The organism is Burkholderia sp. PAMC 26561, from assembly GCF_001557535.2.
Taxonomy (GTDB): domain Bacteria; phylum Pseudomonadota; class Gammaproteobacteria; order Burkholderiales; family Burkholderiaceae; genus Caballeronia.
In genome coordinates this window covers 781167-805567 of the sequence record NZ_CP014307.1, presented here as the reverse complement: position 1 = coordinate 805567, position 24401 = coordinate 781167, and the positions used below count along the sequence as shown (strand labels likewise).

General features: G+C 61.9%; 22 protein-coding genes and 1 riboswitch. Of the genes, 11 read left to right on the top strand and 11 right to left on the bottom strand.

All coding sequences use genetic code 11. The features are described from left to right. The first annotated feature begins 42 nt into the window (after nucleotides 1-42). From AXG89_RS19315 to AXG89_RS19295, 5 genes are all read left to right on the top strand, one after another. Nucleotides 43-3189, top strand: coding sequence for a response regulator (locus AXG89_RS19315; protein ID WP_062172597.1), 3147 nt, complete (start codon nucleotides 43-45; stop codon nucleotides 3187-3189). Between the two features lie 9 nt (nucleotides 3190-3198). Further along, a complete protein-coding gene (locus tag AXG89_RS19310; protein ID WP_062171713.1) occupies nucleotides 3199-4041 on the top strand; it encodes a CheR family methyltransferase in 843 nt (280 codons plus the stop codon). A gap of 3 nt (nucleotides 4042-4044) precedes the next feature. Continuing rightward, nucleotides 4045-4653 carry a chemotaxis protein CheB gene (locus tag AXG89_RS19305; RefSeq protein ID WP_062171709.1) on the top strand — a complete coding sequence of 203 codons (609 nt, stop codon included), beginning with the start codon at nucleotides 4045-4047 and terminating at the stop codon, nucleotides 4651-4653. 43 nt (nucleotides 4654-4696) lie between these two features. Continuing rightward, nucleotides 4697-5854 (top strand): hybrid sensor histidine kinase/response regulator, encoded by a 1158-nt coding sequence (locus tag AXG89_RS19300; protein WP_062171706.1) that lies wholly within the window; start codon nucleotides 4697-4699, stop codon nucleotides 5852-5854. A 136-nt stretch (nucleotides 5855-5990) separates the two neighbouring features. Further along, complete coding sequence (locus tag AXG89_RS19295; protein ID WP_062171697.1) at nucleotides 5991-6287, top strand: acylphosphatase; 297 nt, start codon at nucleotides 5991-5993, stop codon at nucleotides 6285-6287. Nucleotides 6288-6445: 158 nt separating this feature from the next. On the opposite strand, the gene egtD is transcribed toward AXG89_RS19295, so the two are convergent. Beyond that, a complete protein-coding gene (egtD, locus tag AXG89_RS19290; protein ID WP_062171695.1) occupies nucleotides 6446-7435 on the bottom strand; it encodes an L-histidine N(alpha)-methyltransferase in 990 nt (329 codons plus the stop codon). 503 nt (nucleotides 7436-7938) lie between these two features. Here egtD and AXG89_RS19285 point away from each other — a divergent pair. Continuing rightward, a complete protein-coding gene (locus AXG89_RS19285; RefSeq protein WP_062171692.1) occupies nucleotides 7939-10164 on the top strand; it encodes a hybrid sensor histidine kinase/response regulator in 2226 nt (741 codons plus the stop codon). On the opposite strand, the gene AXG89_RS19280 is transcribed toward AXG89_RS19285, so the two are convergent. Both AXG89_RS19280 and AXG89_RS19275 read right to left on the bottom strand, forming a co-directional pair. After that, entirely contained in the window at nucleotides 10151-11455 is a 1305-nt protein-coding gene (locus AXG89_RS19280; RefSeq protein WP_075358210.1) for an ATP-binding protein, read from the bottom strand. The genes AXG89_RS19285 and AXG89_RS19280 overlap by 14 nt on opposite strands. A 98-nt stretch (nucleotides 11456-11553) precedes the next feature. Further along, entirely contained in the window at nucleotides 11554-12294 is a 741-nt protein-coding gene (locus AXG89_RS19275; RefSeq protein ID WP_062003449.1) for a response regulator, read from the bottom strand. A 247-nt stretch (nucleotides 12295-12541) separates the two neighbouring features. Here AXG89_RS19275 and AXG89_RS19270 point away from each other — a divergent pair, with 247 nt between their 5' ends. From AXG89_RS19270 to AXG89_RS19255, 4 genes are all read left to right on the top strand, one after another. Next, on the top strand, nucleotides 12542-13291 hold the full coding sequence (locus AXG89_RS19270; RefSeq protein WP_062171690.1) for a response regulator: 750 nt from the start codon (nucleotides 12542-12544) through the stop codon (nucleotides 13289-13291). A gap of 143 nt (nucleotides 13292-13434) precedes the next feature. After that, the gene (locus tag AXG89_RS19265) at nucleotides 13435-13785 is read left to right on the top strand and encodes a hypothetical protein (protein ID WP_062003447.1); all 351 of its coding nucleotides are present in this window, start codon (nucleotides 13435-13437) and stop codon (nucleotides 13783-13785) included. A 265-nt stretch (nucleotides 13786-14050) separates the two neighbouring features. Further along, on the top strand, nucleotides 14051-14404 hold the full coding sequence (locus AXG89_RS42770; protein WP_062171687.1) for a hypothetical protein: 354 nt from the start codon (nucleotides 14051-14053) through the stop codon (nucleotides 14402-14404). 281 nt (nucleotides 14405-14685) lie between these two features. Next, complete coding sequence (locus AXG89_RS19255) at nucleotides 14686-16851, top strand: hybrid sensor histidine kinase/response regulator (protein WP_062171685.1); 2166 nt, start codon at nucleotides 14686-14688, stop codon at nucleotides 16849-16851. A gap of 9 nt (nucleotides 16852-16860) precedes the next feature. Here the strand turns inward: AXG89_RS19255 and AXG89_RS19250 are convergent, their stop codons facing one another. From AXG89_RS19250 to AXG89_RS19240, 3 genes are all read right to left on the bottom strand, one after another. Further along, nucleotides 16861-17205 carry a hypothetical protein gene (locus AXG89_RS19250; RefSeq protein WP_062171682.1) on the bottom strand — a complete coding sequence of 115 codons (345 nt, stop codon included), beginning with the start codon at nucleotides 17203-17205 and terminating at the stop codon, nucleotides 16861-16863. Nucleotides 17206-17515: 310 nt separating this feature from the next. Then, entirely contained in the window at nucleotides 17516-18103 is a 588-nt protein-coding gene (locus tag AXG89_RS19245) for a transglycosylase SLT domain-containing protein (protein WP_062171680.1), read from the bottom strand. A 125-nt stretch (nucleotides 18104-18228) separates the two neighbouring features. Then, complete coding sequence (locus AXG89_RS19240) at nucleotides 18229-19722, bottom strand: sensor domain-containing diguanylate cyclase (RefSeq protein WP_062171678.1); 1494 nt, start codon at nucleotides 19720-19722, stop codon at nucleotides 18229-18231. Between the two features lie 328 nt (nucleotides 19723-20050). Next, nucleotides 20051-20230: riboswitch (yybP-ykoY riboswitch) on the top strand. A gap of 15 nt (nucleotides 20231-20245) precedes the next feature. Here AXG89_RS19240 and mntP point away from each other — a divergent pair. Next, nucleotides 20246-20815, top strand: a complete 570-nt coding sequence (gene mntP / locus AXG89_RS19235) for a manganese efflux pump MntP (RefSeq protein ID WP_062003750.1) — start codon at nucleotides 20246-20248, stop codon at nucleotides 20813-20815. 11 nt (nucleotides 20816-20826) lie between these two features. Here the strand turns inward: mntP and pqqE are convergent, their stop codons facing one another. The 5 genes from pqqE to pqqA form a co-directional block, all read right to left on the bottom strand. After that, a complete protein-coding gene (pqqE, locus tag AXG89_RS19230) occupies nucleotides 20827-21951 on the bottom strand; it encodes a pyrroloquinoline quinone biosynthesis protein PqqE (RefSeq protein ID WP_236873471.1) in 1125 nt (374 codons plus the stop codon). Further along, nucleotides 21948-22220: a pyrroloquinoline quinone biosynthesis peptide chaperone PqqD gene (gene pqqD, locus AXG89_RS19225; protein ID WP_062003440.1), complete on the bottom strand. Its 273-nt coding sequence runs from the start codon at nucleotides 22218-22220 to the stop codon at nucleotides 21948-21950. Before pqqD ends, pqqE begins: the two co-directional genes overlap by 4 nt. Next, a complete protein-coding gene (pqqC, locus tag AXG89_RS19220; RefSeq protein ID WP_086386328.1) occupies nucleotides 22217-22942 on the bottom strand; it encodes a pyrroloquinoline-quinone synthase PqqC in 726 nt (241 codons plus the stop codon). The genes pqqD and pqqC overlap by 4 nt, the downstream gene beginning before the upstream one ends. A gap of 30 nt (nucleotides 22943-22972) precedes the next feature. After that, nucleotides 22973-23893 (bottom strand): pyrroloquinoline quinone biosynthesis protein PqqB, encoded by a 921-nt coding sequence (pqqB, locus tag AXG89_RS19215; RefSeq protein WP_062171672.1) that lies wholly within the window; start codon nucleotides 23891-23893, stop codon nucleotides 22973-22975. Nucleotides 23894-24091: 198 nt separating this feature from the next. Then, nucleotides 24092-24166 (bottom strand): pyrroloquinoline quinone precursor peptide PqqA, encoded by a 75-nt coding sequence (gene pqqA, locus AXG89_RS19210; protein WP_062172596.1) that lies wholly within the window; start codon nucleotides 24164-24166, stop codon nucleotides 24092-24094. Between the last annotated feature and the right edge of the window lie 235 nt (nucleotides 24167-24401).

Sequence of the window (24401 nt, the reverse complement as noted above, 5' to 3'; positions counted from 1 at the left end):
AACCGCTCCGTGTGGCTTTACTTTGCGATCGTCTTGATGCTGATGATCGTGTTCGCCATCGACTGGCTCACGCCGCTGAGAATCGCCATCTGGGTGTTCTACATGCTGCCGGTCGCGCTGTGCATGTGGGTCGACCGGCCGAACGTGCCGTTCATGACTGCCGGCGCAGCGTCCGTGCTGACGGTGCTGGGTTTTTACCTCACAACCGGCGACGCCGTTGTCACCACGTTCGTGCTGCAGATCAACCGGGTGATCGGCGTGATCGTGATGTTCGTGCTGGCCGGCGTGGGGCATCTCTATATCAAATCGCGGCTGAACCTGCAACGCAGCGCCTGGCTCAAGCAGGGCGAAGTCGAGGTCGGACTGCAAATTCGCGGTGAACTCACCCCTGCTGCGATTGGCGAAGGCATCCTTCGTTCGCTGGTGCCGTACGTTGGGGCGCGCGTCGGCGTGCTGTACGCGCGCAAAGGCGACGTGCTAGAGCGCATCGCGGCGTGGGCGCTGCCTGCCGACAGCGCCGTGCCGCAACGGATCACACGAGGACAGGGACTCGTCGGGCAAGTGCTCGATGAGAAAAAGGCCCTCGTCGTCACGGGAGCATCGGCGGAATTCCTGAAGATCGGTTCAGCGCTCGGATCGGCGGCGGCGAGCCACAGCGTCGTTGCACCCATGATGGCCGACGGCGACGTGACCGGTGTGCTGGAACTGGGTTTCATTGGCGACGAAAACGCCTTCAGCGACACGCGTGAACTGCTCGACAACGCGTCCGAAGCGATGGGCATGGCGCTGCGCTCGGCGGAGTACCGCACGCGCATGGTCGAGCTGCTCGAAGAAACGCAGCGCCAGAGCGAGGAACTGCAGGTACAGCAGGAAGAGCTGCGGGTATCGAACGAAGAGCTCGAGGAGCGCGGCCGCGCGCTGATGGAAACGCAGGCGCGGCTCGAAACGCAGCAGGCGGATCTCGAACAGACCAACGTGCGGCTGGAAGAGCACACGCACAGTCTCGAGCGGCAGAAAACGGAACTCGTGCGTGCGCAAAAGGAACTGGAGGCGAACGCGCTGGCGCTCGAGCGCGCGAGCCAGTACAAGTCCGAGTTCCTCGCCAACATGTCGCACGAGTTGCGCACGCCGCTCAACAGCTCGCTGATCCTCGCGAAGCTCCTTCAGGACAACAAGCACGGCAATCTCAGCGACGAACAAGTGCGCTACGCCGCGACCATTCATTCATCGAACAGCGATCTGCTGTCACTGATCAACGACATCCTGGATTTGTCGAAGGTGGAAGCGGGGCAGATGGACGTGCAGTTTGCGCCGGTTGCCATTGACGGAATGCTGCAATCGCTGCGCCAGTCGTTCGCGCCGATCGCGGATTTGAAGGGGCTGAAGCTCGTGACGGAGCGCGCCGAAGGCGTGCCGGAATATTTCGTCACGGACAATCAGCGCCTGCAGCAGGTGCTGCGCAATCTGCTTTCGAACGCCTTCAAGTTCACGGAGCGCGGGCAGGTGACGGTGTCGGTGCATAAGGCCGAGGACGACGATGACGCCTTGCGCTTCGATGTCCGCGATACCGGCATTGGCATTGCACGCGACAAGCAGGACCTGATCTTCCAGGCGTTCCAGCAAGCCGATGGCACGACCAGCCGCAAATACGGCGGCAGCGGGCTGGGCTTGTCGATCTCGAGGGAATTCTCGCGTTTGCTGGGCGGCTCGGTGAGCGTTTCGAGCGAGCCGGGCAAGGGCAGCGTCTTTTCGGTCACGCTGCCGTTGAGCGTGCGTGAGGGTACGGTTACTGCAAAGCTGGATGTGATCGGGCACATGGGCGAACCGGTGGAAACTTCCGAGGCTTTCGCCGAACCGCAGCATCAGGAAGCGCCCGTGCAAAGCCACGCGCCGGCGCATCTGACGGTGCAGGCGGCATCGAATATCTCCGAGCCTTCGTCGTGGCGCGCGTCGGTTGCGAGCCATCATGTTCCGCAACCCATCGCCGATGACCGCGCCAACCGCAAGCGTCCGGACCGCGTGATCCTCGCGATCGAAGACGATTTGCGTTTCGCGCAAATCCTGCACGACCTCGCGCATGAACTCGAATTCGACTTCGTCCACGCGACGACTGCAACGCATGGCGTGGAACTCGCCCGCGAGTTGCAGCCGAACGGCATTCTGCTCGATGTCGGCCTGCCAGATCAATCGGGCCTGACCGTGCTCGAATGGCTCAAGCACGACCCGCTGACACGCCATATCCCCATACACGTGGTTTCATCGACGGATCATGCCGATATCGCGCTGCATCTCGGCGCAATCGGCTACACGCTGAAACCGAGCGCCCGCGACACGCTCGCGGGCGCGATCCGCAAGCTCGAAGCGCGGTCCGCACAGGGCACGCGGCGCGTGCTCGTGGTCGAGGACGATCCCGCGCTGCGCCAGAGCATCCACGCACTGCTGCAAAGCACGACCGTGGAGATCGTCGAAGCGGGAACGATTGCCGAAGCCATGGACGAGATCAATCGCGGCACGTTTGATTGCATCGTGATGGATCTGGCGCTGCCCGATGGCTCCGGCTACGACTTGCTGGAACGGGTATCGACGTCGCAGGAACATGCATCGCCGCCGGTGATCGTGTACACGGGGCGCGTGTTGTCGCCCGACGAAGAGCAGCGTCTGCGCCGCTATTCCAAGTCGATCATCATCAAGGGCGCGAAGTCGCCGGAACGCCTGGTCGATGAAGTCACGCTGTTCCTGCACAGCGTGGAAAGCGCATTGCCGCCCGAGCAGCAGCGCATGCTGCGCGCAGCGCGCCAGCGCGACGACGTGTTCGAAGGCCGCACGATCCTTCTCGCCGAAGACGATGTCCGCAATATCTTCGCGTTGTCGCACGTGATCGAGCCGCTCGGCGCCAAGCTTGAAATTGCGCGCAATGGCCGCGAGGCGCTGGACGCGCTGGCGCGTCATCCGGATATCGATCTGGTGCTGATGGACATCATGATGCCGGAGATGGACGGCTTCACCGCCATGACCGAGATCCGCAAGGACCCGGAACACGCGCGCCTGCCGATCATCGCGCTGACGGCGAAGGCGATGGCGAGCGACCGCCAGAAGTGCCTGGAAGCCGGCGCGGACGATTACATTTCGAAGCCCATCGACGTTGACAAGCTGGTCTCGCTATGTCGCGTCTGGCTGCGGCAACGGTAGAGGGTCGCCATGCCAAATCGAACTTCGAAAGATCCGGACGAAGCTATCTTCGACATCGAGTTGAAGCTGCTGCTCGAAGCCGTCTATTTAAAGTACCAGCATGACTTCCGGCATTACTCCGTGAGTTCGTTGCGGCGGCGGCTGGGGCAGGCGTTGATCGATCTGGGCTATCCGACGCTCTCGCAATTGCAGGAACGCATTCTTCGCGATGCCACCCTGTTCTCGCGCCTGTTCCAGTACCTCACGGTACAAGTCAGCGAAATGTTTCGCGACCCGACGTATTTCCGCGCCATTCGCGAACAGGTCGTGCCGATCCTGCAGACGTATCCATCGATCAAGGTCTGGGTTGCGGGTTGCAGCACCGGCGAGGAACTCTGGTCGCTCGCGATTTTGTTCGCAGAAGAAAACATCGCGGACCGTACGGTTTTGTACGCTACCGATATCAACGCCGGCGCGCTCCGGCAGGCCGAAAGCGGCATCTATCCGCTGGATCGGCTGGCGAGTTTCAGCCAGAATTACCTGGCGGCCGGCGGCAAGCGTTCGCTTTCGGACTACTACCATGCGGCTTACGGCGCGGCGAAGTTTTCGCAGACGCTCAAGTCGCGCGTGGTTTTCGCCGATCACAGCCTTGCCACCGACAGCGTGTTCCTGGAAGCGCATCTGGTGTCATGCCGCAACGTGCTGATCTATTTCGATCGCGCGTTGCAGGATCGCGCGCTGGGTCTCTTCAGCGATTCGCTCGTGCGGCGGGGGTTTTTAGGCTTGGGCAGCAAGGAAAGCATCCGCTTTTCGAAACACGCGGACAGCTTTACCGACTTCGATGCGCGCGAGCGCCTGTATCAAAAGGTTTAAACGATGAAAGCGCTGGAAGAATCGTTCAGCCCGCTGGCCGGGATCGACGCCATTGTCATAGGAGCGTCTGCCGGCGGCGTGGAGGCGTTGAATCAGTTACTGCCCGCATTGCCGGCGGGGTTTCGCCCCGCAGTGCTGGTCGTGGTTCATGTGCGCGCCGACTCGCCGAGCCTGTTGCCCGAGCTGTTTGCCGCGCGTTGCCGCTTGCCGGTGGTGGAACCCGACGATAAAGCCACCATCACCGGCGGCACGATTTATCTCGCGCCGCCGGGTTATCACATGCTGGTCGAGCCCGATGGCACGATCTCGTTATCGGTCGATCCGCCGGTGCGGTTTTCGCGGCCATCGGTGGATGTGCTGTTCGAATCGGCGGCGCTCTGTTTTGGCGATGCATTGCTTGGCATTGTGTTGTCGGGCGCGAACGACGATGGCGCGCGCGGCCTCGCTGCGATCAGGAACGCCGGTGGCCGCTGCTGGGTGCAGGACCCGCAGACTGCGTCGTCCACCGCAATGCCGCTGGGCGCGATTGCGCGCGGCGGAGTACATGATGTTCTTACAATCGACGCGATGGCCGCACGCTTGCGCGGCATCGGACAAGGATCTGCGACGTGACCCAGGTTGACTTGGAGCTGACACCCTTAATGGAACTCCGCTAATGGAACTCAACAGGCAACCGATTTACGTTCTGATCGTTGACGATGTGCAGAACAACATCACCGCGCTCGAAGCCTCGCTCGCGCGGCCCGACATTTCCGTGCTGGCCGCCGGATCGGGTCCCGCCGCGCTCGAATTGCTGCTCAAGCATGAAGTCGCGCTCGCCATTCTCGATGTCAACATGCCCGGCATGGACGGTTTCGAGCTTGCGGAACTGATGCGCGGCAGTCCGCGCACGGCGCACGTGCCGATCATCTTCCTGACCGCGACCGCACAGGACACCGGGCGCACGTTCCGTGGCTACGAAGCCGGCGCGGTTGACTTCCTCTACAAGCCGTACGATTCGCGCATTCTCAACTCGAAGGTGGATGTGTTCATCCAGATCGAGAAGCAGAAGCAGCAACTGGCCACGCAGCTTGCAACCGTCCAGCATCTCCTCGATGCCAACGAAATGCTCATGGCCGTGCTCGGCCACGACCTGCGCACGCCGTTGTCGGCGGTGATTGCATCGGCGGAATATCTGGCGCGTTTCGTCCCCGATGAAAACGTCGCGAATATCGGCACGCGTATCAAGAGCAGCGGCATGCGGATGGTGCGCATGGTCGATCAGCTGCTCAACCTCGCACGGCTGCGCGGCGGACGCGTGACGCTGCAGCCGCGGGCAGTGGAATTGCTGACGCTGGCGAAGAATATCGTCGAGGAATACGAAGCGCGCGTGGGCAAGGGGCGCATCTTCATTTTCCGCGACGGCGATACGTTGCTGCAGGGCGATGGCGATTTGTTGTCGCAGGTGTTTTCGAACTTGATCGGCAATGCGTTGACGCATGGACGCGAGAGTTCGCCAATCCACGTGCGCCTAAACGGTGAGACCGCAGACGAAGTGACGATCACGGTGCAGAACGCCGGCGAGATTCCCGTGGATGTCCTGCCGACGATTTTCGCGCCGTACCGGTCGGGCAGGCCGCAGCAGGAAACGGGTGGTCTGGGGCTCGGGCTGTACATCACGCGCGAGATTGCGCAGATGCATGGCGGCCGTGTGGAAGTGCGCTCCGATGCCGAGAATGGCACGGTGTTCGAAGTCACCGTGCCGCGCGAAGCGGTGGCGCGGCGCGCGAGCAGCAATTCCGGAGAGACCGCGCAGCCGTTCCGGCTTGGCTGATTGGGGACGATGAAGCGGACGCGTGCGCTGTCCGTTTTGCCGGTCTTGTCTAGAATGCTCCCTGATGGGCGTGAGCCGGTTCATGGCCGCCCGAAAGTTTATGCCTTGGTTGGCGCAATAATCAGGAGAAGCGAACATGCCGAGTCCGGATCTCGATACTCGAATAGAAACGTATTACGTGCGTGTGCGGGGCGCGGTGCAGGGCGTCGGTTTCCGTCACGCGACATTGCGGCGCGCGCATTCGCTGGGCGTCCGCGGGTGGGTGGCGAATCTCGAGGATGGGTCCGTTGAAGCGATGATTCAGGGGCCCGCAAATCAGGTCGATCTAATGCTCGAATGGTTGCGGCGCGGACCGCCGCATGCGCGGGTTACGGACCTGACCAGCGAGGAGCGGTATATCGAAAAGCGGTTCGAGCGGTTCGAGCAGCACTAGGTTCAAGCGCTTGTCGGCGGGAGCATACCGGTAACGTCATCGGCCGTCGGCCCCAGTCCTTCACATGCGCATTGACGAAACCCGCAGCACCCAACTGATTCAGTCGGAGGAGTGCGCGGGTTCTGAATAACGCCACACGCGGGAAAGGCGATCAATGCTCACCCCGCGACCAGCAAACTCTCTGCAAAGCCCCATTCATCATCCGTCCATTGCCTTGCGCAACGGAAACCCGCGTCCGATGCCAGCGGCCCCACTTCATCCGCGCTGTACTTGTGGCTGCTCTCGGTCCAGATCGTTTCGCCTTCGCGGAACTCCACGGTCAGATCAGCAGCGCGAATTGTCGCCTTGACCGGGCGCGTTGCGCGCAAATGCATTTCGATGCTGCGTGCATCGGGATTGAAGCGCGCGAGATGTTTGAACGCATCCAGGGGAATATCGGCGTCCAGTTCGCGATTGATCCGCGCAAGCAGATTCAGATTGAACGCGGCCGTTACACCAATTGGATCGTCATAAGCGGCGATCAGCGTATCCAGCGGCTTGAGCAGATCCATGCCAAGCAACAACGCATCGCCGGGTTTGAGCATGCCACGTATCGATTTCAGGAAACGCGTCGCGGCAAGCCGCGAAAAATTGCCGATCGTGCTCCCCAGGAATAGCACAAGTAATACCTCGCCCTCGCGCCGGTTGGCACTGACTTCGGCGAGCCCGGCAAGGTAATCACGCTCATATCCGACGATCGAAACACGCTCGATATCCCCAAGTTCACGCTTGCACAATTGCAACGCGGCAGGCGAAATTTCAATCGGACAGTATTCGGTTGCACCGTTGGGCCGCTTCTTCGATAACGCTTCCAGAATGCGTCGCGTCTTGCGTCCGCTGCCGCTACCCAGCTCGGCGACGGTCACGTTGCGCGGCAATTCGGCGACGATATCCGCCGAATGCGCCAGCAGCACGCGCTCCTCGGCGCGCGTGACGCCGTATTCGGGCAATGCGGTGATGACCTCGAAAAGCGCGGAGCCGACTTCGTCATACAGATACATCGATGGCAATTCTTTCTGCGGCGAATGTGTCAGGCCGTCATGAACGGCGGCGGCGAACGCGGAGGGAAAACGCGATTGATTAGCGGCGTGATTCGTTGCCAAAGGCATGGGGTGTCTCCAGATGTCGCGCCCGGTGGACGCGGCCAGTTGTGCATGACAGGCAATCTACGAACGCACCGGTCATGAGATCGGGCCCCGCGATGCAATGCCTCGCAGGGCGCAACAGAGTCAGCAAGAAGCGCGCTTGCCAACGCTTATTGAAGCGTATTGTTCGAAGTCGTGCTGAGATGGCGCGGGTGAGTCAATCGCCATCAGGGAAACGCGTGAGATCCTAAAGTTCGAACTTGCCGGCAGCACGGTCATGGCAGGGCCTCTCTTTACTAAAAATCGCGCAAGAACTACAGGCCATCGTGACGCTTTTTACACGCCGCATGTGAAACGCAGACGACTGCCTTGCAGTGGAGCGTCCACTGCACAACCTTCAACGCGTAAAGCGCTGATGATTTGCCGACTGGCGCGTTGCTTGCTTGCAAATATCGTTCATGCCCAGCGTATTTATCAGTTTTACTTCGCGCTGTCATCGCTGTTTCCCCCTCGCCTGTGCCTGATTCATGACCGACCCCGTTAGCCCTGATGCCGCGATCGCACGTCTTGACGACACGGGTGCGCAATGCTTCCCGACGCCCGAACCCACTGCACGCGCCGACGTTCCGTTCGGTTTTCCTCTCGGTCCTCAACCGGCGGAGCCTGAACTCGGTGCGACGACCGGTCCGGCCCTTGACGCCGCGCCCAATTCCGACCGATTTTTTCTGAGCGTCCTGAACGGCAGCACTGATTGCATCAAGATCATGAAACCCGACGGCACGCTCGAGTTCATGAACGCGAACGGCATCTGCCTGATGGAAATCGATGACTTCGCGCCGTTCAAGGGCAAGTCGTGGGTATCCTTGTGGCCGGCAGAATCGCGCGTCTTGCTAAGCGATGCCATCAGTAACGCGCTGCAGGGCCGGCATTCCCGCTTCGAAGCGCTTTGTCCGACGGCCAAAGGCACGCCGAAGTACTGGGAGGTGACGGTTTCGCCCGTCAACGGGCCGACGGGCGTGGAATGGCTTGTATCGATTTCCCGCGATATCACTGCGCGCGTGCTCAACCTGCGTTCGCTCGACACGGCGCTGCAGGAGCAAAAACGTCTCAGCGAAGCGCTTGAGCTGCACAAAGAGACGCTGGAACAGCGTATCGATGAAGCCACCGCCGCGCTGCGCGTAAGCGAATCCGAACGCCGCGAGACCGCTGCGGTGCTCGCCCAGTCGCAGAAAATGGACGCAGTCGGCAAGCTGACCGGCGGCGTGGCGCACGATTTCAACAACGTGCTGCAAGTCATTGGCGGCAATCTGCAGCTTGCTGCGCAGGACGCCGAGGGTCACGAGTCCTTGACGCGGCGGCTTGCTGCCGCACACGAAGCGGTCGAACGCGGCGCGAAACTCGCTTCGCAACTGCTGGCGTTCGCGCGGCGCCAGCCGCTCGAACCGGTGGCGCTGGACGTCGCGCGGTTGTTGCGCAACTCGGACGACATGTTGCGCCGCGTGCTGGGCGAGACCATCGAACTGGAGACGGTGGTGTCGGGCGGCCTGTGGAATACGCTCGCCGATCCGAATCATCTGCAGAACGTGATCGTCAACCTGGCGATCAACGCCCGCGATGCCATGGACGGCGCCGGGCGCCTCACCATAGAAGCCGGCAACGCGATGCTCGATGACGAGTACACGCGCCATTACGACGACCTGCGCAGCGGCCAGTACGTGATGATCGCTGTTTCCGACACGGGTACCGGCATGGCGCCCGAGGTTATTGCGCGGGCCTTCGAGCCCTTCTACACGACCAAGCCGGAAGGCCGCGGCACGGGACTGGGTTTGAGCATGGCGTACGGTTTCATGAAACAGACCGGCGGCCACATCAAGCTTTACAGCGAACCGGGCGAGGGCACTACGGTCAAGCTTTACCTCCCTCGATCGATGGAAGAAGAAGCGCACCGCGTGGAGACCTTGCACGAACCGGTGACGGGCGGCACGGAAACGATCCTGGTCGTGGAAGACGATCCGAACGTGCGCGCAACGGTTGTCGACACCTTGACCGAACTCGGCTACAACGTCCTGAAATCCGCCGATGCCCAGAGCGCGCTGAACGTGCTCGAAAGCGGCGTTCACGTCGACCTGCTATTCAGCGACGTGGTAATGCCCGGACCGCTACGCAGCGTCGATATGGCGCGTCGTGCGCGCGAGATGCTGCCGTCGCTGGAAGTCTTGTTCACTTCCGGCTACACGGAAAATGCGATTGTCCACGGCGGCCGGTTCGACGCAGGCGTGGCGCTGATCAGCAAGCCGTACAGGCGGGATGCGCTCGCACGCAAGGTGCGTTCGATGCTGCGCACGGAACAAAGCCAGCCGCCCAGTCAGGCGCACCCTGAGGAACCAGCCGGCCCGCAGGCGTTACGCGTCCTGGTCGTGGAAGACGATATCAACACCCGCGAAGCCACGCGGGAGTTGCTGGAACTGCTCGACGCGCAGGTCCACGCGGTGGACAGCGCTCGGGCTGCGCTCGATCTGATCGGCAATCAGACTTTCGATGTCCTACTCACCGATGTCCGTATGCCCGGTATGTCGGGCCTCGACTTGGCGCGCGCTGCGAGGCGATTGCAGCCGCGTGTGCGAGTGGTGCTGGCATCGGGTTATGGCGCGAGCATTGCATCGGAACTCGGCAGTGACTTGAGCGATGCGACATTGCTGGCCAAACCCTTCAACTTCGATCAACTCGAACAGGCCGTGTTCAAGGAGCCATGACGGGTTGCGGCGTGCGCGTGGTTTGCGTCGGCGCGCTGCCGCCTGCATCCGAATAGCCGGCCGCGACCGGAACCACGATCCGCACCATCAGTCCGTGTTCCGGCGCGTTGCTGATCTCGCACCGGCCGCCGAGTTCGCGTGCGAGGCGTCCGACTATCGCCAGGCCGAGTCCGCAATGGCCGTCTCCGGCGCGCGCCGGATCAAGCCGCACGAAGGGTTTGCGGGCATCGCTCAGACGCTCCGGCGGGATGCCGCCGCCGTAGTCGCGTACAGTGATCACCCATTCATTGCCGCGGCGGGATGTGCTGATATCGACGGGCGGTGCGCCGTGTTCCAGCGCGTTATCCACGAGATTCGTCACCAACCGGTCAAGCGATGTTCGCGGCAGCCTGAATCCGTCTCCCGCCAGCAGCTCGAGCCGGAACAATGCGTCTTCGCCGGCCTCGTCCTGCGCGAATTGTTCCGCCAGGAAGCCGTCCACGCCGACCGCCGGACCCACCGACGGCGTGCTTGCCGCGAACTCCAGAAACTGCTGCACGATCCGCGTCAGCGAATCGATATCGCGGATGAAATGCGCGCGCTCGGCGTCGTCGTCGACAAGCACGCTCGCCCGCAGTTTCAAGCGTGTGAGCGGCGCTTTCAGATCGTGCGCGATGCCCGCCAGCATTACGGCTTTTTCGTCGTCGGCGTCGTTGATCTGCCGCATCATCTGGTTGAATGCGCGGATCAGGTCGCGCAATTCGCGCGGTCCGCGTTCTTCAACGGGCACCGGCCGCTCGCCCGTTCCGAACTGCCGCGCGCTTTGCGCGACACGCGACAACGGCCGCTGCAATTGCCATGCGGCGACCAGCGAAAGGATCACGGCTGCCAGCAACATCCCCACGGATTCGATGAGAATCGGCGGCGCCGCCGGCAAGTCCACGGGCGTCACGATCCAGTTGGGATTGTCGGGATAACGCACCCAGAGACGCGGCGAATGATTCGGGCCATCGACGGCAATCTGTGCGCCGCGCGGCAGCAGGTTGCGCAACTCGCGCAGCAAATGCACGATCGGACCATGATCCGGTTCGCGCAACGCGACGCCTTCAGGAAGATTCGCGGCCAATACGAGCTTCGCGTTCAGCGCGGGCGCGATCCGCACGCCCTGGCGCGCGTCGTCGTTCGCGGCGGCCAGCACGAGCGTCAGGCCGCGTGCGTAACCTTCGGCATCGTGATGGGGACGCTGCACGGTCAGTACCGCGAACCAACAGGCCTGCACGGCAAAGAGCACGACCAGTGAAATGAGCGCCATGCGCCCGAACAGCGAGTTGAACGGGTTGCTCCGGGCAGAGGAGCCCCGGGCGGAAAAGCCCCGGGCGGGAAAGCCTCGGGCGGAAAAGCCGAAGATCTTCATACCGGCGCTGCACGATCGGGGCGGTCGCGGACTCCATCGGGATCGGGGATGAACACGTAGCCCTGGCCACGCACGGTCTGGACATGGCGCGGACTCGCCGGATCTTCTTCGATGATCCTGCGCAAGCGCCAGATGGGAACGTCGAGGCTGCGGTCGTTGAAGGTTGCATCGTCACGATGCACGAGATCGTGAATCAGCACGCGCGACAACACCTTGTACGGATGCTTGACCAGTACCTTGAGCAACGCAAATTCGCTGTCGCGCAACGCAATGCGCTCGGTGCCGCTCAACAGCGCGCGCGTGACGAAGTCGAGCTCGAAGCGGCCGAAACGCTCGCTGGCGCGGGTTTCGGGACGCGCCGAGGACGCAGGCGCGCGCCGCCGCAAGACCGTATCTATACGGGCAAGCAACTCGCGCGGATCGAAGGGTTTGGACAGGTAATCGTCGGCACCGAGTTCCAGGCCTTCCACCTTCTCCGTCACGCTGTCGCGTGCAGTGACGAAGATGACTGGAATGTCGTCCCCGGCGGCGCGGACCTGGCGCAACGCGGTGAGGCCGTCGACGCCGGGCATCATGATGTCAAGGACCACAATGGACGGCCGTTCGACTTCCAGCCTCCGGCGCAAGGCGGTGCCGTCGTGCAGGACAGTGACTTCCAGCCCGCGCGTAATCAGGAAACGGCTCAGCAGGTCGCACACTGCCGGGTCGTCGTCGACGATCAATACCGATGTAGTCATGCGGGAAATTTTAGCTGTGCAGGACAAGAATGCAGCTTTTCCGTGACCTTTGCATGGTTACGGATTCTTACGCGACGCCGCCCGGAAAACCGTCGTTTTGCGCGCATTGCCGGCTCGGAGGCTTGGCCGGCGCGGCTCGCCGATTTCGTCTGAGGCACGCGAGCCATCGCTCCTCGTGCAATCCGATGAAAGGCGCGGAAAGGAATCCCTGTCGCGAAAGTCATATTGCGCGTCTTAGAATCGCTGCATGACCCAACACGTTCTTCTCGTCGACGACGACCCCGTAGTGCGCGACCTCGTGCGGGAATTCCTGCAAGGCCATGGCCTCGCGGTATCGGTAATGCATGACGGTACGGGCCTCAAGCGCCGTCTCGACGCAGAACGGCCGTCCATCGTCGTGCTCGACGTCATGATGCCCGAGCAGGATGGCATCAGCGCGTTGCGCGAATTGCGCGCAGCCGGCGACGATATTCCCGTCATCTTCCTGACTGCGCGTTCCGATGTGATCGATCGCGTGATCGGCCTGGAACTGGGCGCAGACGATTATCTGGCCAAACCCTTCGATCCGCGCGAATTGCTCGCACGCATCCGAACAGTCTTGAGGCGGCGTGATGCAGCGTCGCCGGGCGCGCCGGAAGACCGGCCGCCGTACCGGTTCGGTCCGTATGAAGTGGATTTCGCTGCGCGCGAGCTGCGCCACAACGGCCAGCGCGTGCCGCTGCGATCGGGCGAATTTGCAACACTCAAGATCTTCGTCAAGAACGAGATGGTCGTTCTCACGCGCGCGCAGTTGAACGAAAAGCTGCGCGGACAGGCCGGGACTTATCGCGACCGCAGCCTGGATGTATCCATCTGGCGCTTGCGCCGCCTACTTGAAGCCGATCCCTCCGACCCGCGCTACGTGCAGACCGTCTGGGGCCAGGGTTATATCTTCGTCCCGCAGGGCGAGACCGGCGCGGTCGAGCGGGCGCTAAGGCGTGCATCGACTGAAGGGTGAAAAGGCTGTATAGCGAGACTGCAAAGCGGGGCATTCCTATATGTATCCGCTGAAATGATCCGTTACCAACTGCATCAGTTATTTCTTCGCTGCCCGCATAAGATCATTTCCATAGTCCCGACCACGGGATCTGGAGAACTCAAATGAAACGCGTTGCAGCAGTCTTGTTGATGGCCGGTACGCTCACAATGGCGGGTCAGGCGTCCGCACACGATCACGGCGGAAATGGCGGCGCCGTAGTCGGCGCGTTGCTGGGTGGCGCCGTGATTGGTGCGCTGGTCGGGTCTGCCGTCACGGCGCAGCCGGTGTACGCAGCGCCTGTTTATGCTCCGCCGGTCTACGCTCAACCCGCTTATCAGCCGGTTTATGCGCAACCGGTTTATGCCCAGCCAGGCCCGCCGCCAGGATCGTGCTACGACAATTATCGCGGTGCCTATGTGCCATGCGCTCCGCCGCCCCAGCGCGGTTACTACCAGCAACAACAAGGCTGGTAATAACGGGGTATTGGAATGTTGGACTGAAGACCGGGCGCGATGCCCGGTTTTTGTTTTGCGCCTCTAAAGCCCTTTGACGATACCTTGTCCACGCAGGGCAAGGTCACAAGTGCCGCGCCCTCAGTAATCGCCCGGATGCCTGTCTGGCAAGGCTTACCGCCCATCAAATAAGTGCTTGAGCGGCACGCCGTTTGCAGTACAGGAAGGGCGGGCGTTGCGACATTGTCCTTCGCAACGCAATCAATGGAATTTCCAGGAGGCTGCAATGAAACATTTATCCAAGAAAATTTTGGTATCGGCGCTTGTCCTTGGCCTGTCGGGCGGCGTGTACGCTCAGGCGGGCGGCGGCGGTGGTGCAGGCGCCGGTGGCGGCGGTGGCGCTGCAGGCGGAGCCGGCGGTAATGGCGCGGGTGTCGGCGGCGGAGGCGGCATGGGCGGCGCGAATTCGGGCGGCGCGAACGGTGCCGGCATGGGCGCAGCGCCGGGCAGCACCGCAACCGGCGGTGGCATGGGCACGGGAACGGGCACCACGCCGAACATGAAGGCCGACGGCAGCAGCACGAACAACAACGGCAACGTTGCGGCGCCTAATGGCGGCGCCATGTCGAAACCGCAGTAAGCAGGTGCTCAGGCATGAAGGTGGCCGGTTGCATCGATCGATGTAGCCGGCTCTTTTTTTGCCCGCCGTATCGCTGAACGTGTTTGCCTACGCACGCCCCTGTTATTTCCGGCACATAATACAAAGCACGCAAGAGCCTTGCCCCGCGCGCGATCGGCTGGTTATCCAGCTTTTCCGTCGCCCGGCTTCAGGACGCTATTGACGTAACCCGATGCCGGGTCATACGCTCATGCGACCTGCTCGCCGGACGACCGGGTTACCCGATTTGGAGACTTCGCGCCTTGCATTCGTCGGATTCCTCGGCACTCGACTTGCCCTTGCCCTTGCGCAATTTCGCCGGAACGCGGCGAATCTTGCTGATGGTGCTGGCGGCATCGATTCTGTTTCCGGTCGCGTTTCTGCTCGGCTACGGTTATTACGATTACCAGCGCCGCATGGAAGATGCCGACGATATCGCCGACCGCATCGCACGCGTCGCCGACGAACATGCGAGCAAGGTGCTCGACCTGAACCGCCAGATGTCGATGCGCGTCGTGGAGATGCTCGGCAACAGTGACGACGCCCGCATCCATGCAAACCAGAAGCCGATTCACGAACGCCTGAGCGAGATAGGCGAATCTTTCGCGCACGTCGCCGGAATCACCGTTTTCGGCGCTACGGGCGACATGCTGGCGAGCAACCGCTTTTATCCGGTACCGTCAATTTCCATTGGTACACGCGATGACTTCGTTAATGGCCGCGCCATTCGTCCTGAACCGTATTTTTCGCTTCCGCTCGTGGGCAAGATCGCCCAGAGCGATGTATTCACGACGAGCGTCGGGCGCAGCGCGAGCGACGGACATTTCCTCGGATTGGTATCGATTGCGCTGAAGCGCGAATATTTCTCAAGCTTCTACAACGATTTATCGAACGGCGATCCGGGCGTGACCGTGGGCCTTTACCGGCGCGACGGCGGCATTCTCGTGCGCGAACCGCCGGGTCCTTCCAACGTGTCCCACGCTCGAAACTCAGCGTTCACGTCGGCCATGCGCAGCAATGAATTGTTCGGGCGCGTGCGGGTGAATTCGAGCGTGGACGGTGTCGAACGGATCCTGGCTTTCCGGCGAGTAGGCGACTATCCGCTATACGTGGCAAGCGGTTTTCCGACGTCCGTCATCTTTGCGAACTGGCGCCGGCATTACGCGCTGATCGCGGTGATCACGGCCGTGCCGTGCATCGCGGTCTGGTTGCTCGTGTTGTTCTCGCTGCGCCAGTTGCGCTCGCAGCAATCCGCATGGGAACGTTGGCAGGCGGAAGTGGCCATGCGGCTTTCGGCGGAAGCGTCGAGCCGGCAACTGCGGCGCATGGGCGCGCTCGGTAATCTGGTCGCGAACGTGGCGCACGACTTCAATAACCTGCTGATGGTGGTATCGGCGAATATGGAGTTGGCGCGGCGCAAGAACTTCAACGGGCTTGAACGGGAAGTGCTGGCGGTGGAACGCGCGACCGCGGGCGCCGAAGCGCTCGCCCGGCGTTTGCTCAGCGTTGCCCGCAAGCAGCCGCTCAAGCAGGAAGCCATCGATCTCACCACGTGGCTGCCCGCTGCGGCCGGGCTGATCGAAACGGCGGTCGGCGAGAAGATTCAGGTCAAGGTGCAGGTTTCGCCCGACATGTGGGGCGTGCGCGCCGACGCCACGGAGCTCGAATTCGCGATCATCAATATTGCGGTCAACGCACGCGATGCCATGCCGCACGGCGGCCGTTTCGCAATCCGCTGCCAGAACGTGCGGGTCACGGCCGATAACGTCTTGGCCGATGGCGAATATGCGCTGCTGGCCTTTACCGACACCGGCGAGGGCATGAACGATGTCACCGCCCGCCGCGCGTTCGAACCGCTTTTCACGACCAAGCTGAGCGGTGCGGGGACGGGCCTCGGGCTCGCTCAAGTGCTGGCGGCGTGCGAGCAGGCGGGCGGCACGGCGCGGCTCGACAGCGTTCCCGGACGCGGGACGACCGTGCGGCTCTATTTGCCGCGCTGGCACATTGCGCCGCAAGTGCCGCCGGATGATCCTGACACGGACGCTGGCGGCCCGGCGCTGCCGAAGCCCGAGACAACGCAAGGCCCGGGTTCGGTCCTGCTGGTCGAGGACAACGAGGAAGTCGCCGCAGGCGTCGCGGCGGTGCTCGCCACGTTCGGCTGCGAGGTGCGCCACGAACTCACCGCCGACAAAGCCTTCGACGTCCTCAACGAAGGTGGACGCTTCGACCTGGTGTTATCGGATATACAGATGCCCGGGCGGCTCAACGGCATCGACCTGGCGGAGAAAGTGCGCGGCACGTGGCCCGCGCAGCGGATCGTGCTGATGACCGGTTATGCCGATGAATTCGAGCGCGCGCGGCACACGGGCGTGACCATTCTGGCGAAGCCGTTCAATATCGACGAATTGCGTGAACTCGTGCAGGGTTGATACCGCAACTCAGCGCGGGGCCGCCGATGAAAAGAATTCGCTGAGCAATTCCGAGACTTGCCACATTGCGCACGGGCGCCGGCAATGGCCGTCGTAGCCGGCCGCCTGCAAGTCCTTCACCACGTCTTCCGGCAGGAAATTGCTCATGGCGAGCAATAACGTTCCAATGTGCGCGGAGTCGAGACTGAGGGTGCGAACGAAGCCGGTGTTACCAGCCAGGGTCAGCCGTGTATCGATCATCAGCGCCTGCGGACGCCATGTATCGATCAGCCCGGCCAGTGCCTCAAGAGTCGTCACGTGTTGGGCGGCCATGCCCTTCAGGCCCAGCAGCAGCACGAATGACTCGCCAATCATTGGATCTCGATGGGCAATAACGATGCGCCGCACGTCCATGAAAAGGGGCGCACGTTTAGGGTTCCAAAGGGCGAAGTGCTCATGGTTTGCTTCGAACGGGCGTCTGGTCACGTCTTCCTCTGAGATGAGGCGATCGGTATGCCGACCGTTGACGCATCGGGGAATCGAAGGCGTAAGGCACTGCGCCGCTGTTGCGGCGTTCAGTCTTCGATAAAAAGCGGAATCAGGAGAGAGCCTCAGCAAGAAACGGTCCGAAAGGGCGGACCGGAGTTGCCAACGATGAAGTGTTACGTCTGCTTATTTGGTGCGATCAATATCCCGCCTGAGCGCCAGCGGGCTCGGCATCGAACTGGGACGAGATCTTTTTGACCTGAAGACCAACTTTTTCGGCGTACGCTTTCGATCCGCCGTAGCTTTTCAGCGCGGCATCCACGTCACCGCGTGCCGACTGCACGTAACCATGCAGAATTGCGGACCCGGCTTCAATGTTGGCATCGGCTTCCGTCAGGTCGATATTGCGCACCAGTTTCTTGTGCGCAGACGGCACGACCTGCATCAATCCGGTTGCGCCATTCGCGCCGCGCGCGTTTTCCTTGAAGCGGGATTCGATCGAGATGATCGCGAGTAAAAGCGTGGGGGGAAGTGAATATTTCGATGCCGCCGACATCACCGCCGCCGAAATCTGCTCGGCCTTTGCACGCGCAACACCGAATTTCTGCGAGATGAGACGGGAAACCTGGTGCTTTGCCTGGGCGTCGGCATCGGCTTCGCTTGCGGCGAGTTTCTGATCCATGACCGCTGCGGTCGTCTCCAAGGGGCGTTCCTGAGCCGTGGCGTCGTGCATCGCGCCGAGCGACAAACTGAAGGTCAGCGTCAGCAGGAAGAGTAGTCGGCTCATGGAGGGGCGCCATCGGAGAGAAGGTCGCATTATACCGATGGAAAAAAACCTTGCAAATCATGCGCTTGGTCGAAATGGCGAATTACGCAGAGGATTGGCCGAACGAGCGCGGCGCGCGTCGTGCTTCACGACTGCGCGATTTCGACGCTCGCGAGCGTCATCGGGCGGACGCAATCGCGGCCCGCGGCCTTGGCTTCGTAGAGCTGTTGATCCGCGTCGCTCAGCAGGCCGTAAGCGCCGCCGAGCCCCGGCGGCGCGGCCGTGGCGCAGCCGATGCTCACCGTCAGCCGCCCGATCAGGCTCCCCCGATGCGCGATCGAACGCGTCCTGATGCGCGCACGGATCGTCTCGGCCAGATGAAGCGCGCCGTCGATCTGGGTATCGGGGAGAAGGACGACGAACTCTTCGCCGCCGTACCGCGCGGGAATGTCGCCGGGCCGACGCACCGACAGCGCGATGCATTCCGCGACCGCCGCCAGCGCGTCGTCGCCGAGAGCGTGGCCGTAGTTGTCGTTGTAGGCCTTGAAGTAATCCACGTCGATGAACAACACCGATACCGCCGTGTTGCTGCGTCGTGCGCGCCGCCATTCCTCGTCCATGCGCTCGTCGAAGGCGCGCCGGTTGGGCAGGCCGGTCAGCGCGTCGGTGCCCGCGAGCCGCACGAGCTCTTCCTGCGCGCGCGCCCGTTCCCGTAACGACAGCGTCAAAAGCCACGACAGCGCGATAAAACTCAGCCCGAACAGCAGCGTCAGCACGCCGACCACGGTGCTGCGCGCGCGCCACGTTTCGAGCACATCTTCCTGCGCGGGCGCCACGCCCACGATAAACGGCGTGCCCGGCACGTGCGCGAACGTGAAGATGCGCTCGACCCCATCAACAGGCGATTTCGCCACGTATGACCCCGAGCTCGAATGCCTCATGCGGGCGAACGTGGCTGAGCCGGCGACGTTGCGATCGATATCCTCGCCGAGGAAGGGCTTTCGTACGATCAACGCGCCATCGTCCTGAACGATAAAAATCGATCCCTTCGGGCCGACTTCGATCTTGTCCAGGAGCGAACGGAAATACTGGAGGTTCACGGTCAGCAACGCGATGCCGGCAAACGATCCGTCCGGCGCATTGATACGCCGGCTCATGCCGATCGCCGCGCCGTTTGCATGGGTCAAGTAGGGATGCGAGAAAAACAGGCCGACCGATGGGTTGTTTCGATGGGCAAGGAAATATTCGCGCTCGGCGAAGGTTTCGGGCGGCGTGGCCGTGGGGTTTTCTTTTATGATGACGCGGCCGCGGGCATCGATTACGTAGCTGCCGCCTATGTATGCCGCCGTGGTCGCGCGGTCGAATAGAATCCGGCGGCGCAGATTGAGCGGAAGCACCATGATGCTCGCGTCCTGCGCGCCATCGACCACGGCGCGAAGCGACAGATCGTAGATTTCGACGTTGCGGGCAATATCGCCGCCAATGATCGACACCAGATTGGCCGACGTCTCCCGGGCGTGGCTCAGTGCTTCTTCGCGGCCCTGGTACAACGTGGCGATCGACAAGCCTGCCATGACGACCGCAACGGCAGTTCCGGCAATCCCGGCAAGGAGCGGATAGCGTGACAGGGAATTTGCCATGCTGAGCGCTGTCCATCGATACCGGCCGCGGCGCTTTCGCGAAGCTGTTCCAGGTGGCAGGCCGGATCTCATGGCGCGCGCCTCGTCCGGCGTGCAGACGGTTTTGCGCCGGGAGGGCTTTCAGTCGTCAGCATGGATATCGTGATTGGCATCGCGGCTGTATCGGATCGAAGGCGCGGATCTGGGCTGGCCATCTCGTACGGGCCAGGACTTCGCGGAAAACGCGTGGTGGTGGTCAACCAGAGCGGAGGCGCATCGGCTGTGCCTGATGTACGGACACTAAAAAAACCTGGAGAAGATTACAAATTCATTTCGAACGTGATAGCCTTTGTCCGTCCTTGGGGAGTAGCCGGCTTCCAGCCATTGGAAGCGCTCATGTCAACACGCTTGGTTCGATCGAACCGTGGCATGAGCAACCGATCTGTATTCTGGTTGGCAAGACCATCGATGTAACGCCGCGACCGGTCGGGCTCGGCGAGACATCGTATGTTCCTGTCCCGACCCGAACACGATCATTGTCCCCATGAATATCGCTTCCACCATCCTGCTCGCCTTCGCCATGTCGACGGACGCCTTCGCCGCCGCTGTCGGCAAAGGCGCGACGTTGCGCCGTCCGCGTATGCGCGAGGCGCTGCGAACCGGCCTGATCTTTGGCGTCATCGAGGCGATCACGCCGCTCGTCGGCTGGGCGCTCGGCAAGGCCGCGGCCCCGTACGTCATGTCGTGGGATCACTGGATTGCCTTCGGGCTCTTGCTCGTGCTCGGGTTGCGCATGATTCGCTCTGGCTTCAGCACGCCCACGCCCGAGGCCGAAAAACCCGTGCGCCACGGTTTCTGGCTGCTCGCCGCGACGGGCTTGGCAACGAGCATCGATGCCATGGCGGTGGGCGCGGGACTCGCTTTTATCGATGTGAATATTTTCTCTACGGCTGCGACCATCGGACTTGCGACGCTGATCATGGTGACCATCGGCGTGATGGTGGGCCGCTTTTTGGGCCGCGCGGTCGGGCAGCGCGCGGAAGTGGCGGGCGGCTTGATCCTGGTCGCCATCGGCTCGGTGATTCTGGCCGAGCACCTCGGATATGTGAGCTGACCGGTCTATTCTCAGACGGTCGAGCGCAGCCGGCGCGAGTTGCTGTCGTTGCGGAAAATGATCGGATGTTCTTCAGGTTCGCGGTGTACCGCAGCCTGGCGCACCACGTTGATCACCGTTTCGTGATCGGGTGATTTATCGCAGACCGGGTCCGCGTTGGCCGGGTCGCCCGTGAGTAAATAGGCCTGGCAGCGGCAACCGCCTGCATCGATCGTTTTCTCTTCGCAGCTTCGGCATGGCTCCTTCATCCAGTCGAAGCCGCGAAAGCGGTTGAACGCATCGCTTTCGTACCAGATCTCGCGAACGGACGTGTCCTTGACGTTCGGGAACGTCAGGCCCGGAAGCGAACGCGCGGTGTGACACGGCAAGGCGGCCCCATCGGGCGCCACGCCGAGGAATACCGAACCCCAGCCGTTCATGCATTTCTTCGGCCGCGTCTCGAAGTAGTCGGGCACGACGAAGTAGATCTTGCAGCGATGTCCGATCTTCTCCCGATACCGCTCGACCACCGCTTCGGCTTCTTTTAGTTGCTCGGCTGTAGGCATCAGTTGCGCGCGATTCGCATGCGCCCAGCCATAGTATTGAGTGTTCGCGAGCTCCAGATATTCCGCGCCCATTGCGAGCGCCATGTCGATGATCTTGTCCACGTGCGGCAGGTTGTATCGATGGAGCACGCAATTCAGCACCATCGGGAAACCATGCGCCTTGATCGACTTTGCAACACGGTTCTTCAGGTCGAACGTGCGCGTGCTGCTGAGAAAGTCGTTGAGCTCCTGCGTGGAATCCTGGAACGATAACTGGATGTGATCGAGGCCGGCGTCCTTCAATGCGTCGAGACGCTTGTCCGTCAATCCGATACCCGATGTGATCAGGTTCGTATAGAAACCCAGTTGCCGTCCTTCGCGCACGAGCACTTCGAGGTCATCGCGCAACAGCGGTTCGCCCCCGGAGAAGCCGAGTTGTGCCGCGCCGAGCGCACGCGCTTCACGCAGCACGCCGATCCACTGGTCGGTCGTGAGTTCAGTGCTGTGGTCCGTGTAGTTGACGGGGTTGTAGCAGAACGCGCAATGCAACGGGCATCGATAGGTCAGTTCCGCGAGCAGCCACAGCGGCGGGGCAATGACGCTTGCGGTCATGTCGCTTCCTCCAGCCATCCACGACGCTCGGCTTCGGCAATGAACAATCTCACTTCGCCGCCGAGATCCTGAGTATTGAACGCTTGCTCCAGGTCGGCGATCAGCATGTCGATATCGCGCGTGCCGTCGCAGCGCTTCAGGATCTCGCCGGCGCTCTGATTGAGCTTGACCATGCCTTCAGGATAGAGCAGCACGTGCGCGTCCTGCGCCGGTTCCCACTGCAGCCGGAAGATCCCCTTGAGCTTGAGCATTGGCGCTGGCGATGTCATTGCGGAAAGGCCTTTTCGATGGCGTCGAGCATCGACCACAAGATGTCGAGCTTGAATTGCAGGATTTCGAGCGCGCGTTCCTGCTGCTCGCGTGTCCTGAAGTAGTCTAGCGTGACTTGCAGGCCGTGCTCGACGTCGCGCTGTGCAAGCGAGATGCGCGAGCGGAAATACGTAAGGCCGTCGGCTTCGATCCACGGATAACACGTGGGCCATGTCGCAAGCCGGTCCTTGTGGATCTGCGGCGCAAAAATTTCCGTCAGCGATGAACACACCGCTTCTTGCCACGGCGCACGGCGCGCGAAGTTGACGTAGGCATCGACGGCGAATTTCACGCCGGGCGCCACATGTTCCAGCGACCAGAGTTCGTCGCGCGTGAGGCCGACTGCGTCGCCCAGGCGTGCCCATGTTTCTATGCCGCCTTCGTCATCCCCGTAACCGTCGTGATCGAGAATGCGCAGCACCCAGCGCCGCCGCGTTTCCCGATCGGGACAGTTCGACATGACCGCCGCGTCCTTCAGCGGGATGTTGATCTGGTAATAAAACCGGTTCGCCACCCAGCCGCGAATCTGTTCGCGCGAGCAACCACCTTCGTTCATCTTCACGTTGAACGGATGATGAATGTGGTACGCCGTGCCCTTCGCGCGAAGTTGCGCCTCGAATTCTTCGCGGGTCCAGGCAGTTTTGCCGGCGTCTTGCGTATCTGCGTGATTCGGGCCGTTCACATGTTTCTCCTGCGAAGCGCTAATGCATGTTCAGAGATCGAATGCCATTCCGTCGAAGGCGACTTCGATGCCGTGTTCGGCGAGCCGCTGCCGTTCGGGACCGTCTTCGATCAGGATGGGATTCGTGTTATTGATGTGAATGAGGACCTTGCGCACGCCCGTACGTTCGATCGAATCAAGCACCTCGATCATGCCGCCCGGCCCCGTTTGCGCAAGATGGCCCATGTCGGCGGCGGTCTTCTTCGACAGGCCGAGTTCGATCATTTCGTCCGGCGTCCAGAGGGTGCCGTCGACCAGCAACAGGTCCGCGCCGTTCATTGCTTCGAGTACGTGGGGTTCGAGCGCGCCGAGCCCGGGCGCGTAGAACGCGCGCTTGCCAGTCGCCTCGTTGATGAACGTCAGCCCGATGTTGTCACCACGTTGGGGCGCCGCGCGATGCGGCGAATAGGGCGGCGCCTTGCTCGACAACGGCAATGCTTCAATGCGGATTCCGGGTAATGCGGGAATGCTGAACGACCCGCCATCGAGCGGGACCGCGTGGCGTTCGACGCCGCAGTAATGCGCGAGTATCGATACAACCGGCAAGCCCGTGCTCAGGTCTTGCAGCACGGCGTCGGTGACATAGAGGGGCAACGGGGTATCGCGTTCGCGCAGCATCAGGAGACCGGTGACATGATCGATCTGCGCGTCCATGGTGATGACCGCCGCAATGCCGCTGTCGCGCGGGCGGCGCGCCGGCTGCAACTCCGGATGGGCCGCGATCTGTGCGAGCAGATCCGGCGATGCATTGACGAGCAGCCAGTCGTCGCCGGTTGAACTCACAATGATCGACGACTGCGTGCGCCGCTTTGCATCGAGCGTACCGCTACGCACGCCGGCGCAATTGCGGCAATTACAGTTCCATTGCGGAAACCCGCCTCCCGCCGATGAACCCAGCACTTTGATTTTCATTGCCTGCGTGCCCCTAAAAAAAGACATCCGGCAGCATGATCGACGTCACGCGTGATGGCGAAGAAGGCAGGGTGGGGGATGGGATCGGTGAGCAACGTGAGGTCGGCGAATAGCCGATAGTCGAAGAACGCTGTGGGAGAGACAGGAGCGCTGCTAAAGCCGCGCGCCGGCATGGACAGCCGACGGCGGCGGCAGCGCTTAACGCGTTGCGATATACATCGTGATTTCGAAACCAAAACGCATATCGGTGTAGCTCGGGGTCGTCCATTTCATAGCCGTCTCCATCAGGTTAGCCTACGGGTGCCGGCGCCACGACGCATGCGCCAACAAGCTTACTTCGATGCAAGCAGCGTGCCCGAAATGCGTTCGAAAGCGACGCTGCGTGTTTGAAGTTCGTTTCTTACATCGCGGCGGGTGAGGGCGGAGGAACGAAAGAACTGAAAGCGCGCCTGACTGTCGCGGTATGCAGCAAAGTGTCCCACGCCGCAAACCCTTGCGGCCTCAGGGT